Source organism: Microbacterium sp. 2RAF4, assembly GCF_052115285.1.
Taxonomy (GTDB): Bacteria; Actinomycetota; Actinomycetes; order Actinomycetales; family Microbacteriaceae; genus Microbacterium; species Microbacterium oxydans.
In genome coordinates this window covers 937,739-951,427 of the sequence record NZ_JBFRGI010000002.1, presented here as the reverse complement: position 1 = coordinate 951,427, position 13,689 = coordinate 937,739, and the positions used below count along the sequence as shown (strand labels likewise).

Below are 13,689 nucleotides of genomic sequence, written 5' to 3'. Positions count from 1 at the left end.
TCAGTACGTGACAGAAATGACAGTACTTGCAGCTTCTGTCTGTACTTTACAGACTGAGCACGTGACTTCCACCCCCACTCAGTCCCCGTCGCGTTCGACCCTCCGTCTCTGGTTCGCGATGGTGCCCCTGCTCCTCGGAATCCTCATCGGCGCCCTCGCCATCAGCAGCGTCTCCACGGCGCTCCCGGCCATCCGCGGCGAGCTGGCACTCAGCGACACCGAAGGGCTCTGGTTGGCCGACGTCTATGCACTGTCCCTCGCCGCCACCCTCATCCTCGCTGCCCGGATCGGCGACGCCTTCGGGCGCAAGCGGATCGTGCTGATCGGTCTCGGCGGATTCGCCGTGCTCAACGCGGTGGGCGGATTCGCGCAGAGCGGTCTGCTGCTCATCGTGATCCGCGCGCTCCTCGGCGTGGCCGAGGCGTTCGTCGTCGCCGGGGTGGTCGCCACGATCGGGGCCAAGTATCACGCCAGGGAGCGCGTGCTCGCCTATGGGCTGTGGACCGCGACGTTCGGAGTGGGCAGCGCGCTCGGTCCCGTCCTCGGCGGACTCCTGGCGGAGGGTCCAGGGTGGCGCTGGCTGCTGCTGGGGAGCGTGCCGCTGGCTGTGCTCGCCGGAGTGCTGGCCGTGTGGCTGGTGCCCGACTCCCGCAGCTCGCGAACGCCCTCGTGGGATCTCCCGAGCATCATCACGTCGATCGTGGCCCTCGGCGCACTCGCCTTCGCGCTGCATGAGGCGCTCGCCGCCCCCGTGCCGGCGGCTATCGCCGCCGCGGTCGCTGCCGGCAGCCTCGTGTCCTTCATCCTGCGCCAGCGCCGACTGCCCGAGCCGCTCATCGACATGCGCCTGTTCGCGATCCCCGGCTTCAGCCCCGCGATCAGCCGCATCCTCGTCGCCAGCGGAGTGTCCTCGGCATCCGTCCTCCTCGTCAGCCTGCATCTGCAGGACACGCGGGGCTGGACCGCGGCGGAGGCCGGCCTCGCGATCCTGCCGCAGGCGGCCGCGATCGCCATAGGCGGGGTGATCGCCCCGATCGCGCTCCGCTGGCTGCGGACCGAGACCCTGACCGTGGGCGCGCTCCTGCTGCAGGCCGTCGGAATGCTGTGGCTGTTCACCGACCCCGAGGTCGTGGCCGCTCCGCTGGTGCTCGTCGGTCTGGGATTCGGAATCGGCGCGACGCTCGCCGCGACGGCGCTGTTCGACGTCACCGTCGAAGACGACGCCGGACAGGTGGGAGCGATCCAGGAAGTCGGATTCGCCCTCGGCGGAGGTCTCGGCATCGCGGTGCTCGGAACGATCGCCGTCGTCGCGGCGGGCGGTTTCGGCACGGCTGCGCTCGCCGCCGCGATCGTCGTGGTCGCGTCCGCCGTCGTGCCGCTCCTGCGTCGCCGGGTTCCTCGTCCCTCGAACAGCTGAGGGTCAGCGGGTCAGCTCCGATCCTGCTCCAGGGTTGCACGCGCCAGTCTGCGCGCGACGACGAACGGCTCGGCGAACGTCTCCATGCCGACCGTGACGATCGCACCCTCGTAGAGCAGCATCATGGCCTTCGACATCAGTTCGGGTTCGGAGACTGCGGCCTCGCGGCACAGCTCGAGGAAGAGGTCGAGCAGCCACGCCTTCTGGCGTGACACCTCGGGGAAGACCGGGTGGCCGTCGTGGCCGTCGCCGATCTCGGCCCTCGCGTTGATGGCGCTGCACCCTTTCGGGCTGTACTCGTCGGACCAGGTGATCGCGGCGTCGAACACGGCGAGCACCCGCTCGACCCCGGGTCCGGAGACGGATTCCAGGTGTCGTGCGACGTGGGCGCGCCACAGGGCGTCGCGGTGCTGCAGGTAGGAGACGACCAGGGCCTCCTTCGACCCGAAGCGGTCGTAGAGCGTCTTCTTCGTGACCCCGGCCGCTTCCGCGATCGTGTCGACGCCGACGGCATGGATGCCCCGTTCATAGAAGAGGCGGGACGCCGCGTCGAGCACGCGCGTGGCTCCCGGCGTGAGCGGGGCGAGTTCGGGTACGGGGACGGCCATGTCTTCACTATAGCCGTCGAGTAAACCGACCTGTATAGTCACACAGATGAGTAAACAGATCGGTCTACTTCACGGCATGGTGACGGTCCTGGCGGCCGCGGCGTTCGTGGTGACCTGGAGCTCCGGCTTCCTCGTGCCCGCGATCGCCGTCGACGCCAGCTCTCCTCTGACGCTGCTCGTGTGGCGATTCGTGCCGCTGGCCGCGGTCCTGCTCGTGGTCGTCGCCGTCACCGGGGCGGCGCGAGGTGTCACCAGGGCAGACCTCGGGCGGCAGGCGCTCATCGGCCTGTTCGCGCAGTTCGGATACTGCGTCTCCGTGTACGCGGCGATCGCCGCGGGGGTCGCGACCGGAACGACCGCTCTGATCGATGCGGTGCAGCCGCTCATCGTCGCGGTCCTCGTCGGGCCGCTGCTCGGTCTGCGCGTCCGGGGTGCGCAGTGGATCGGACTCGTGGTCGGAGCCGGCGGTGTCCTGCTGGTGGTGCGGTCGCAGCTCGACGATTCGGAGGCGCATCCGGCCGGGTACCTCTGGCCTGCTCTCGCGATGGCCTGTCTGATCGTCGGCACCTTCCTGCAGCGCCGTTCGGCTCCGCGCACCGGAACCCTCCTGACCCTGGCCATCCACGTGACGGTGACGGCCGTGGCCCTCGTGCCGATCGCCGCGGTGTTCGGGGCTCTCGTTCCTCCGGCGTCCGTATCGTTCTGGCTGGCAGCGGGGTTCGCGGCCGCCTCTCCGACGCTCGCCGCGTACGGGCTGTATTGGTGGCTGCTGCGCCGGGTGGGCATCACAGCGCTCAACGCCCTCCTGTTCCTGGTCGCGCCGACCACCGCGGCGGCGGGGGCGCTCCTCCTCGGCGAGCCGCTCACGGGCGTCACGCTGCTCGGATTCGGGCTCTGCGCGGCGGGTGTCGCGGCCGTGCTGGTGAGCGAGGCGCGAGGCGGGAGCGACGTGGGCGGCCCGGAGCCCGATGCTACGCTGGCGGCGGCAGCTGCGAGGAGTGACGACCCTCGGCCTCTCGGGGCGAGCGGCTCCCGCGCGTCCGGCGTATCGACGAGAGGCCGATGAGCGATCGGCGAAGGTGTGGTGGCACCGCGATCTAGCCCCCGCCCGCACCTCCAGGGCTTTCGCCACCTGGAGGAATCATGTCGCCATCCGACCCCGCCCGCACGCTCGCCACGGAACTCCCCACCATGCCCGATGGTGCCCGGATCACCCTCATGGGTCACGTGCACCGGCGCAGGGAACTCGCCACCGTGTCGTTCCTGATCCTGCGCGACCGCACGGGACTCGCGCAGGTGGTGTTCCGACCCGACCAGCTGCCGGTGGACGGCCTGCCCGGTGAGGAGACGGTCGTGCGCATCGAAGGCACCGCCACCGCGAATGGCCATGCCCCCGGCGGGATCGAGGTGACGGCGCCGGAGGTCACCCTGCTCTCCGAACCCGCGCGCACGCCGGTCGTCGAGCTCTGGCGTCCCACGCTCGACGCGGCGCTGCCGACCGTGCTCGACCATGCCGCCGTCACCTGGCGGCACCCTGCTCAGCGGGCGAAGTGGGAGCTGGCCGCGGCGAGCCTGCGCGGATTCCGTCGCACGCTCGACGCCGAGGGGTTCACCGAGATCCAGACGCCGAAACTCGTCGACTCCGTGACGGAGTCGGGCGCGAACGTGTTCCCGGTCGACTACTTCGGCTCGACCGCATACCTGGCGCAGAGCCCGCAGTTCTTCAAGCAGCAGCTCGTCGGCGTCTTCGAGCGCGTGTACGAGACCGGCCCGGTGTTCCGCGCGGAGCCGCACGACACGGTGAGGCACCTCGCCGAGTACGTGTCGCTCGACGCCGAGCTGGGCTTCATCGACGACCACCGCGACGTGCTCGCGCTGCTGCATCGGGTGCTGACGGGCATGATCGACGGCATCCGCACCGAGAGCGGCGACGCCGTCGAGCGCCTCGGTGTCGAGCTGCCGGTCATCCCCGACGAGATCCCGGTGATCCACTTCCAGGATGCCCTTCGGCGGGTGGGCGCTCCGGACGACGAGCCCGACCTCGCGCCGGCGCATGAGCGCGCCCTGGGGGAGTGGGCGCGGGAGCGGTACGGCAGCGACGTGCTCGCCGTGGAGGGGTACCCGATGCGCAAACGCCCCTTCTACACGCACCCGCAGACCGATGACCCGCGCTGGAGCAACAGCTTCGACCTGATCTTCCGTGGGCTCGAACTCGTCACCGGCGGACAGCGACTGCACCGGCACTCCGACTACGTCGCCGCCATCGAGGCGCGGGGCGAGTCGCCCGATGCCTACGCCTCGTACCTCTCGGCGTTCGCGCACGGGATGCCCCCGCACGGCGGGTTCGCGATCGGGCTGGAGCGCTGGGTGTCGCGGCTCATCGAGGCGTCGAACATCCGGGAGGTGACGCTGTTCCCGCGCGACCTGCACCGGCTCACACCCTGACTGTCGCCGGGAGCTCCTCAAGAGCTCGTGGTCGCGGTGCGCGATAGCATCTGTTCCATGACGATCAACCGCTCTGCATGGTGGTGGCTGCGATAGCAGCCGGTTGACGTACGTTCATGGGCTGCACGGCAGTTCGTGAACAGCACCCGTGAACTCCGTGCGGCTCCCGATTCAGGGAGAGAGACAGATGGATTCGTTCACCGCGACCGCACACCGATCGACGGAGGTCGCCGACGACGTGGCCCGGCATCCGGAGAGGTTCCGCGTGCTCACGGGGGAGCGCCCGACCGGCGCGCTCCACCTCGGGCACTACTTCGGCACGATCCGGGAGCGGGTGCGCCTGCAGGATGCCGGGGTCGAGACGTTCCTCGTGCTCGCCGACTACCAGGTCATCACCGATCGGGATACGACGGCCCACGTGCGCGAGAACGTGCACGGGGCCGTCCTCGACTACCTCGCCGCGGGAATCGATCCGGTGCGGACGACGATCTTCACGCACTCGTCGGTCCCTGCGCTGAACCAGCTGCTGCTCCCGTTCCTCAGCCTCGTCACCGAGGCCGAACTGCACCGGAACCCCACGGTCAAGGCCGAGTTCGAGGCATCGGGGCGCGCCCTGAGCGGGCTGCTGCTGACATACCCGGTGCATCAGGCAGCCGACATCCTCTTCTGCAAGGGGAACCTGGTGCCGGTGGGGAAGGACAACCTGCCGCACGTGGAGATGACGCGGGTGATCGCTCGGAGGTTCAACGAGCGCTACGGGGCGATGTTCCCGATCCCGGATGCGTTGATCACCGCGACGCCCGAGGTCCCCGGCCTGGACGGTCGCAAGATGTCGAAGAGCTACGGGAACGCGATCGCCCTGTCGATGACCGCGGATGAGACCGTCGCCGTGATCCGGCGCACGCGGACGGATCAGGACCGGCGGATCACCTTCGACCCGGAGCATCGACCCGGGGTCTCGGCACTGCTGTCGACGGCTGCCCTGTGTCTGGGGGCTGCCCCGGAGGAGCTGGCCGCTGACATCGGAGACGGTGGCAGCGGTCAGCTGAAGGCGTTGACCGCCACCGCGGTGAACGACTTCCTGGCGCCTCTGCGCGCCCGGCGGCGAGAGCTCGCGGCGGACGGGGAACTCGTGCGCTCCGTCCTGCGGCGCGGCAACGATCATGCTCGCGCGATCGCGGATGCCACCCTCGATGAGGTGCGTGCGGCGATGGGCACCGTGTATTGACGGGACGGCAGGCGAGGGCTCGGCGACGCGCGTCGCGGGTCGCTACGTGCTCTGGAAGGATGGATCGATGTCTTCCCGGAAGGAACTCGCATGACCGATCTCACCGTTCGACCGTCGCTCGGGCCGGAGGAGTACCCGGCGCTCGTCGCGATCTGGCGGAGTGCCGTCGACGCCACGCACGACTTCCTCGCGGAAGCGGATCGGAACGCGATCGAGGCCAGGCTCGCTTCGGATTACTTCCCCGCGGTCTCCCTCTCAGTGGTGGAGCGCGACGGTCGACCGGTGGGATTCTCCGGCGTGCTCGACGGGAACCTCGAGATGCTGTTCGTCGATGCGGCCGCACGCGGCGGTGGGATCGGCACGGTACTCCTCGCCCACGCGATCGGGGAACAGGGCGTCACGGCGGTCGACGTCAACGAACAGAACGTCTCGGCCGCCGGGTTCTATGTCCACCGCGGGTTCGAGGTCGTCGGTCGCAGCGAGACGGACGAGGCGGGTCGACCGTATCCGCTGCTGCACCTGCGGCTCGGGGCTGATCGGTCTTCGCACGACGCCTAGGAGCATTCCGCTCCGCGTCGAGCAGATGCACACGCATCACCCGAACGCGATGAGGCGGCCCTCGACGTCGCGCTTCACACCCTTCTGCTGCGAACTGTGTCTCCGTTCGCCGCGACGTCCACGCCCGCGTGGACGAGTCGAGCGCGCAGGTCGTCGACTCCGTCGTAATGATGGGTGTGCATCGCGAGGCTCTGCGCTCCCACGAGCTTCGACGCCGAATCGTCGGTGAAGAAGACCTCGGCCGCGTCCACCCCGAGAGCCTCGAGCACGTGGCGGAACGCGCGGGTGTCGGGCTTCGCGTATCCGATCTCGGCGGAGTTGAAGACCGCGTCGAACCGGGAGGCGATGCCGAGGGCCGCGATCTCGGCCGGGATCGTGTCCGTGCCGTTGGTGAGCACGGCGGTGCGGACTCCTGACTCGCGGACGTCGTCGATCAGCTCCAGCACGCCGTCGTCAATCGCCGCGGGCTGCGCGCTCCACTCTTCGGCAGCAGCCGTCCCGACCCGCGCACCGACACGGCGCACCCACTCGGCTCTCGTGATCCGGCCGGTCGTGACCTCGTCGATCAGCGGGCGGGCGAAGGCGATGCGCTCGATGTCTCCGGGGGCGAGAGCGTAGCGGCGCTCGATCGTCGCCGTGTTCCTGGCGTCGAAGTGCCGGATCACGCCATCGAGGTCGAACAGTACGACACGGATCATCCGACCATCCTCGCTCAATCGCGGCGATCGGCCCTCCACGGAGGAGACTGTGTCTGGAATCCGTCGGTGCAGGGGGAGGAGAACGATGGCGACCGTGTTCCCGCGCTCCGTCTCGGTGGTCATCCCCGTGCGTGATGACGCCCGCTTGCTGGAGGTGTGCCTGGCGGCACTCGCGCGGCAGACCCGGCGCGCCGACGAGATCGTCATCGTCGACAACGGCAGCAGTGATGACACGGTCGACGTGGCCGAGAGGTTCGGCGCCCGCGTGGCGAGCGAGCCGATCCCGGGGATCCCCCGAGCATCGGCGGCCGGTTATGACGCAGCCACCGGCGACATCATCGCGAGGCTCGACGCCGACTCGCGCCCCCACCCTGACTGGGTGGAGCGGATCGAGAGGACGTTCCGCGAGCGTCCCGACGTCGACTTCCTCACCGGCGACCCGCGCTTCTACGGATCGACGCCGCTCGTGCACTGGATGGGGGAGCGCCTCTACATCGGCGGCATGTACACGACGATGGCGCCCGTCCTCGGGCATGCGCCGCTCTACGGGTCGAACATGGCGATGCGCGCCTCGGCCTGGCGCACGCTGAGCGCCGAGGTGCACCGCGAGGAGACGAACATCCACGACGACTTCGATCTGTCGTTCCACGTGCGGCCGGAAATGACGGTGCTGCGGGACCGTGACCTCGTCGTCGAGGTGTCGGCCCGACCGTTCCAGGATTGGGCATCGCTCCGACGGCGGTTGAGCTACGTCGTGCCCACCGTGCGTCTGCATCTGTCGCAGGAGTCGTTGCGCCTTCGACGGCAGGCGCGTCGCGAGGTCGACCGATCGGATGGATCGTCCGTCGGACGGTGAGAGCTGCCGGTCCAGAGCGGGTGTTTCAGTCGCGCGCGCGGGAGAACAGATCGAGCAGGTCGGCGGTCAGCTGATGCGGGGTCGTCTCGCTCGGACTGTGCCCCGTCGGGTACGCGCGGAACTCCGCGTCGATGTCGCGCGCGTACCGTTCATGTGCGGTCAGGGGCCACAGGTCGTGCGAGCCCGCGACGACGAGCTTGGGCACGGGCAGCGCCCGCACCCGGTCGCGCAGGTCGGGTGCGACCATCATGAGTCCCACGATCTCGTCGACACTGCGACGGCTCGTCAGGGCGAACCGCGAGCGCACGAACTCGAGTCGCCGCGGCGGGACGCGGTTCTTGTTCGTCACGATCCCCCAGATCATGAGTCCCGCTCCGCGCCGAGGACTCGCGATGGGCGCCAGAGGCCCCAGCCACTTCATGCTCGCGAACACGTTGCCGGAACCAGGGGGAGTGGTGAGCAGGGTGAGGGATCGGACGAGGTCAGGACGGCGGACGGCGACGACCTGGGCGATCGTGCCGGCGAAGGAGTACCCCAGCAGGTGCGCGGGAGTCCCTGCCTCGAGGAAGGCGATCAGATCGCCCGTGAACAGCTCGTAGGTGTACCTCGCATTCGCACCGGCGGCGTGCGACTCGTACTGCCCCGCCAGGTCGAAGGACTGCGCGAAGTACCCCGCCTCCGCCAGCAGGGGCAGCATCAGGGCGAAGTCCTCTTTCGACCCCGTCGCTCCCGGCACCAGGACCACGCGTGGATTCGCGGGGTCGCCGAGTGAGATCACCGCCAGGTCTCCGCTCGGCGCGGAGAACCAGGATCGCTGCGAGCCCGCGGGTGCCACCGTCCAATCGATGTCGCCGATGGCCGCGTCGAGGTCCGCCGGGGCACCGAGCGCCCGCCCACTCCTCGAATCCGTCGACACGCTCACAAGGTACTCCCCGGCGTGTTCGCCGGGGAGGTGCGCTCGCCGCAGCGTCGAATACGCCTTTAGTTGCACTTTGGCAACTAAAGGCGTATGGTTGACCTCGATCAACTTTCTACGCAGGAGCGTTACCCCGTGACACAGACCCCCATCCCCGCTTCCGAGACACGCTCGGCTCGCGAGGTCTTCACCGCGATCTCCGGCCTCGTCGTCGGCATGTTCGTCGCCGTGCTCTCCGGCACGGTCGTGTCGACCTCGATGCCCGTCATCATCGCCGACCTCGGCGGCACCCAGTCCCAGTACACCTGGGTCATCACCGCGAGCCTTCTCGCCACCGCCGTCTCGACCCCGATCTGGGGCAAGCTGGCCGACCTGGTCGACCGCAAGGTGCTCGTCCAGATCTCTCTCATCCTCTTCACGGTCGGCACCGTGATCGCCGGCTTCTCGACCGACACGAACATGCTCATCGCGGTCCGTGTCATCCAGGGCATCGGCGTCGGCGGCCTCATGTCGCTCGTCATGATCGCGGTGGCCCTCATCATCTCGCCGCGCGAGCGTGGCAAGTACATGGGCGTCGTCGGCGGCATCATGGCCCTCGGCACGATCGGCGGGCCGCTGCTCGGCGGACTCCTCACCGACGTGTGGGGCTGGCGCTCCAACTTCTTCGTCGGCGTGCCGTTCGCGATCCTCGCCCTCGTGCTGCTGCAGTTCACGCTGCACCTGCCCAAGCCCCAGCGCGACACCAAGGTGTCGATCGACTACTTCGGCATCGTGCTGCTCGCGGTCGGCGTCTCGACCCTCCTGATCTGGGTCTCCATGGGCGGCAACCAGTTCGACTGGGACTCGTCGACGAGCATCATGCTCGTCATCACCGCTGCCGTCGCGATCGCCGCGTTCATCACGGTCGAGTTCTTCGTCAAGGAACCGATCGTCCCGATGTCGCTGTTCCGCAACCGCACCTTCACGCTGTCGGTCATCGCGTCGATCGCAATCGGCGTCTCGATGTTCGCCACCTCGGTGTTCCTCGCGCAGTACTTCCAGCTCGCCCGTGGCGCCACGCCCACCGAGTCCGGCCTCATGACCATCCCGATGATCATCGGCCAGATGGGTGCATCGATCATCATCGGCCAGCTCGTGAGCCGCTTCGGCAAGTGGAAGGGCTGGATGCTGACGGGTTCGGTCCTCGCCACCGTCGGCGTCAGCCTGATGGCCACGCTGCGCTACGACACCCCGTTCCCGCTCGTCGCGGTGTACATGTTCGTGCTCGGTGCCGGACTCGGCATGGTCATGCAGAACCTCACGCTGATCGTGCAGAACGACACCGCGCCGCAGCAGCTGGGCGCCGCGTCGTCGAACGTGAACTTCTTCCGCACGATCGCCGGCACCATCGGCGTCACCGTGATGGGATCGCTGCTGTCCACGAGCGTCGCGAACTACATCACCGATGCGCTCGACGGCTTCGTGCCGACGACGCCTGCCGAGATCGAGGCGCTCAAGCACCTCGCCTCCGGCGACGTGCCGAAGGTCGGCCAGCTGCCCGACACCATCCGCGCGATGGTCGAGGGCGCCTACGGGCACGGCATCGCGGATGCGTTCATCATCGCGATCCCGCTCGCCGTGATCGCCATCATCGCGATCGCTTTCATCAAGAACAAGCCGCTGTCGACGAAGAACGCCGCCGAGCAGATGCTCGAGCAGGCCGAGGAATCGGTGATCGAGGTGTCCGAGGCCGAGGTCGGAGCCTCGCTCTCCACCGGAGCCATCCGGATCGAGAGTGCCGAGTCGGCGTCGCCCACGACCGGGTCCGTGCGCGTTCTCGAGCGCGAAGATCGGGACCAGGAGCGCTGAGATGCTCGCCCCCGGAGCGGTGGAGTCGGCGGACGTCGACAGCGCGCTCGGTGACCTCCAGGCGCACCTGAACCTCATCTTCGCGAGGACCCGGTCGCTGTGGAAGGAGTCTGCAGCTCGGGTGCATCCCGAGCTGCAGGTGGCCGGCTACAAGCTGCTCACCTTCATCGACCGGGCGGGAACCGCGAATGCGCACGAGATCGCGGAGCGGTTCGAGATGGACAAGTCGGTCATCAGCCGTCAGGTGCGGATGCTGGAGGAGCTCGGGCTGCTCGAGTCCCGTCCGGATGAGCGGGACGGGCGCCTCCGCGTGCTGAGCGTGACCCCCGTGGCGTGCAGCGCGCTGGCCGAGGTCCGCCGCGAGTACGGCAGCCGCCTGCAGGCCGTGATCGACGAGCTGACTCCCGAGGAGATCCGGGCAGCATCCAAGGCCTTCCGGTTGCTCGCCGAAGTCTGAGCCGAACTCTCTGAGCAGAAGTCCGAGCCGAAGCCCCGCTGTCATGATCGGCAGCGGGGCTTCGCCGTACACTGGCGAGCATGAGCGCCTCTCCCGACGCCCCTTCGGACACGCCAGCCGGGTCCTCCGCATCCGCCTCGACGGCGGATCGGCTCGGCGACGAAGATCTCGATCAGGCCGTCACCAGGGTCGAGCAGGAGTTGGGCCGGCTGTTCGCGCGGATCCGCATCGGCTGGCGCGAGGCGGCGGCGACCGTCCACCCCGATCTGCAGCCCCTCGGATACCAGGTGCTGACCTCCATCGCGACGGGCAAGGCGACCTCGGCCGGAGCGATCATCGAGCGCCTGCAGACTGACAAGTCGGCGGTGAGTCGTCAGGTGCGGCAGCTCGAACAGCTGGGACTCGTCGAGAGCGTGCCCGACCCGGACGACCGCAGGGCTCGCGTCCTCGTCGCGACCGACCTCGCCCAGGAGCGCGTGGCCCTCGCCCGTTCGCAGTATGAGGGGCGCATCGGAGAGCGGCTGCGCAACTGGACCGCGGCCGATCTCGACCACTTCGCCGACCTGCTCGCCGGGCTCGGGGGCGGAGAGGCACCGGCGGCGAGGTGAGACGGCCGGCGAGGTGAGACGGTGGAGGGAATACGGCTCGCCGCCCGTGCCTTGTCTCCCACTGTGACTCTCTACGAACCCGCCGTCTTCGGCGCCCTGCAGCTGTCCAACCGCGTCGTGATGGCGCCCCTCACGCGCACCCGTGCAGACGACGAGGGCGTGCCGACCGCGACCATGGCGGAGTACTACCGCCAGCGTGCGGGGCAGGGCCTGATCATCTCCGAGGGCACCTGGCCGGCAGCGGAGGGCAAGTCGTACCCTGGTCAGCCCGGCATCGTCACCCCGGCGCAGATCGACGGATGGAAGCAGATCGCCGACGCCGTGCACGACGAGGGCGGAACCATCGTCATGCAGCTCATGCACGGGGGACGCGTGGGGCACCCCGCGATCTCGGGCGAGGCCCGCGTCGTGGCTCCGAGCGCGCTCGCGGCCCCCGGGCAGACGCGCACGCCTCAGGGCAAGGCCGATCTCCCGGTCGCGCATGCGCTCACCCTCGAGGAGATCCCCGTCGTCGTCGAGCAGTTCGCCCAGGCGGCGCGCAACGCGATCACCGCGGGCTTCGACGGCGTCGAGGTGCATGGTGCCAACGGGTACCTCGTGCACGAGTTCCTGTCTCCGGTGTCGAACACGCGTGACGACGGCTACGGCGGATCGCCCGCGAACCGGGCACGCTTCGCGATCGAGGTCACGGAGGCCGTCGCCGCGGCGATCGGAGCCGATCGCACCGGCATCCGCCTCTCGCCGCAGCACAACATCCAGGGTGTGCTGGAAGAGGACGCCGCCGACGTGCACGCGACCTACACCGCGGTCGCCGAAGGGCTCGCACCCCTCGGTCTCGCGTTCGTCGACGTGCTGCACGCAGATCCCGCCGGCGAGCTCGTGCAGCACATCCGCCGCACGGCCGGTGCGCCGCTGATCGTCAACACCGGCTTCGGGATCGACACGACCAGGGACGCCGCCGAGAGTCTCGTGGACGACGGATGGGCGGATGCTGTCGCCGCGGGCCGTCCCGTGATCGCGAACCCCGACCTGGTGGAGCGCTGGACCCAGGGGGCTGAGCTCAACCCTCCGCGCCCCGAGCTGTTCTACGGTCGCACGGCCGAGGGCTACACCGACTACCCGTCGCTGGAGTCGGTGCGCGCCGGAGTCTGAGGCGGCGCACTCGCCTCACAGAACGATGTCCTTCTCTGCCTCGAGGGTCAGCCACCCCGTGTCACGGGCGCCCGGTCGCGCGAGCACGTCGGCCTCGGTCAGCACGCCGAGGTCGACGCCGGTGAGGCGGGCGATGTCGACGATCGGCACCTGGAACGTGCGGAAGCCGCCGAGCGGCGGGACGGCATTCTTCTCCTCGCGGGTGTCGACCAGGTCGGACTGATCGAGGACGAAGCCGGCTGCGGCGAGGCCATCCGGCCCCCGCCAGGCCGCCACCTTCCAGAACCGGAGCGGCACCCGGATGCCGCGGTAGGGAGGGTCGCTGTCCGCGAGCACCGGCGCGGTGAACACCGACACTCTCTGGTCGGTGCTCTCCGCGTAGGCGAGCACATGATCTTCCAGGCCGAGCCAGAGCTCCTTGGACTGGTTGAACCCGGCCGCCTGCGGAGCCGCGTTCGGGTAGAAGAAGGTCGCTTCGCTCGCCGCGCGGGCGGTCGCAGGCGGCCCCCAGCCCGGATCGCGTCGGCGCACGAGGTGTCCGCGGTCGAGGTCGTTGCGGGCATACACCTCCGGCCCGGTCTGCTCGTCGGGTGGCAGGCGTTCGTCCAGTCGCCAGTCGCCGGTGCGGGGGAGGTTCTGCAACGTGGCGCCGTCGATGTTCACGGCCGTGACCGCGGCCAGGCGCCGCGCCGGGTCGAGCAGCACCGTGAACCGGGGGTACGGGAGTGTGCGCACGTCGTGCGCAGGGCGCGGGAGGGGGAGGGGGGTCCCGAGGAACTCCACGTCGTAGCCGTCGCTCATGGTCCCATCGTGCACCGTGCCTCCGACACGCGCACCCTTTCGATCGTGGCAAACGAGGCCGGGATCTTTTGACATAGGTCAAACGATCCTCTACGGT

General features: G+C 69.2%; 14 protein-coding genes. 10 read left to right on the top strand and 4 right to left on the bottom strand.

Annotated features, from left to right (window positions below; translation table 11 throughout):
• Positions 1-61 precede the first annotated feature (61 nt).
• On the top strand, positions 62-1,417 hold the full coding sequence (locus tag AB4070_RS09080) for an MFS transporter (RefSeq protein WP_441979792.1): 1,356 nt from the start codon (positions 62-64) through the stop codon (positions 1,415-1,417).
• Between the two features lie 11 nt (positions 1,418-1,428).
• On the opposite strand, the gene AB4070_RS09075 is transcribed toward AB4070_RS09080, so the two are convergent.
• Positions 1,429-2,025: a TetR/AcrR family transcriptional regulator gene (locus AB4070_RS09075; RefSeq protein WP_441979791.1), complete on the bottom strand. Its 597-nt coding sequence runs from the start codon at positions 2,023-2,025 to the stop codon at positions 1,429-1,431.
• 46 nt (positions 2,026-2,071) lie between these two features.
• Between AB4070_RS09075 and AB4070_RS09070 the strand changes: the two genes are divergently transcribed.
• The 4 genes from AB4070_RS09070 (at position 2,072) to AB4070_RS09055 (ending at position 6,256) form a co-directional block, all read left to right on the top strand.
• Entirely contained in the window at positions 2,072-3,091 is a 1,020-nt protein-coding gene (locus tag AB4070_RS09070; protein ID WP_441979790.1) for a DMT family transporter, read from the top strand.
• Positions 3,092-3,168: 77 nt separating this feature from the next.
• Positions 3,169-4,470, top strand: coding sequence for an aspartate--tRNA(Asn) ligase (gene aspS / locus AB4070_RS09065; RefSeq protein WP_441979789.1), 1,302 nt, complete (start codon positions 3,169-3,171; stop codon positions 4,468-4,470).
• 187 nt (positions 4,471-4,657) lie between these two features.
• Positions 4,658-5,698 (top strand): tryptophan--tRNA ligase, encoded by a 1,041-nt coding sequence (gene trpS, locus AB4070_RS09060; protein ID WP_441979788.1) that lies wholly within the window; start codon positions 4,658-4,660, stop codon positions 5,696-5,698.
• A 90-nt stretch (positions 5,699-5,788) separates the two neighbouring features.
• Positions 5,789-6,256 carry an acetyltransferase gene (locus tag AB4070_RS09055; protein ID WP_441979787.1) on the top strand — a complete coding sequence of 156 codons (468 nt, stop codon included), beginning with the start codon at positions 5,789-5,791 and terminating at the stop codon, positions 6,254-6,256.
• 74 nt (positions 6,257-6,330) lie between these two features.
• Here the strand turns inward: AB4070_RS09055 and AB4070_RS09050 are convergent, their stop codons facing one another.
• Complete coding sequence (locus tag AB4070_RS09050) at positions 6,331-6,954, bottom strand: HAD family hydrolase (RefSeq protein WP_441979786.1); 624 nt, start codon at positions 6,952-6,954, stop codon at positions 6,331-6,333.
• A gap of 85 nt (positions 6,955-7,039) precedes the next feature.
• On the opposite strand from AB4070_RS09050, the gene AB4070_RS09045 reads away from it, so the two are divergent.
• Positions 7,040-7,810, top strand: coding sequence for a glycosyltransferase family 2 protein (locus AB4070_RS09045; protein WP_441979785.1), 771 nt, complete (start codon positions 7,040-7,042; stop codon positions 7,808-7,810).
• A 25-nt stretch (positions 7,811-7,835) separates the two neighbouring features.
• On the opposite strand, the gene AB4070_RS09040 is transcribed toward AB4070_RS09045, so the two are convergent.
• Positions 7,836-8,726: an alpha/beta fold hydrolase gene (locus AB4070_RS09040; protein ID WP_441979784.1), complete on the bottom strand. Its 891-nt coding sequence runs from the start codon at positions 8,724-8,726 to the stop codon at positions 7,836-7,838.
• 93 nt (positions 8,727-8,819) lie between these two features.
• Here AB4070_RS09040 and AB4070_RS09035 point away from each other — a divergent pair, with 93 nt between their 5' ends.
• From AB4070_RS09035 to AB4070_RS09020, 4 genes are all read left to right on the top strand, one after another.
• Complete coding sequence (locus AB4070_RS09035; protein WP_441979783.1) at positions 8,820-10,574, top strand: MDR family MFS transporter; 1,755 nt, start codon at positions 8,820-8,822, stop codon at positions 10,572-10,574.
• A gap of 1 nt (position 10,575) precedes the next feature.
• Positions 10,576-11,031: a MarR family winged helix-turn-helix transcriptional regulator gene (locus AB4070_RS09030; protein WP_441979782.1), complete on the top strand. Its 456-nt coding sequence runs from the start codon at positions 10,576-10,578 to the stop codon at positions 11,029-11,031.
• An 80-nt stretch (positions 11,032-11,111) separates the two neighbouring features.
• On the top strand, positions 11,112-11,639 hold the full coding sequence (locus tag AB4070_RS09025) for a MarR family winged helix-turn-helix transcriptional regulator (protein ID WP_441979781.1): 528 nt from the start codon (positions 11,112-11,114) through the stop codon (positions 11,637-11,639).
• 63 nt (positions 11,640-11,702) lie between these two features.
• Positions 11,703-12,791 carry an alkene reductase gene (locus AB4070_RS09020; RefSeq protein ID WP_441979780.1) on the top strand — a complete coding sequence of 363 codons (1,089 nt, stop codon included), beginning with the start codon at positions 11,703-11,705 and terminating at the stop codon, positions 12,789-12,791.
• A 15-nt stretch (positions 12,792-12,806) separates the two neighbouring features.
• On the opposite strand, the gene AB4070_RS09015 is transcribed toward AB4070_RS09020, so the two are convergent.
• The gene (locus AB4070_RS09015) at positions 12,807-13,592 is read right to left on the bottom strand and encodes a DNA/RNA non-specific endonuclease (RefSeq protein ID WP_441979779.1); all 786 of its coding nucleotides are present in this window, start codon (positions 13,590-13,592) and stop codon (positions 12,807-12,809) included.
• Positions 13,593-13,689 lie beyond the last annotated feature (97 nt).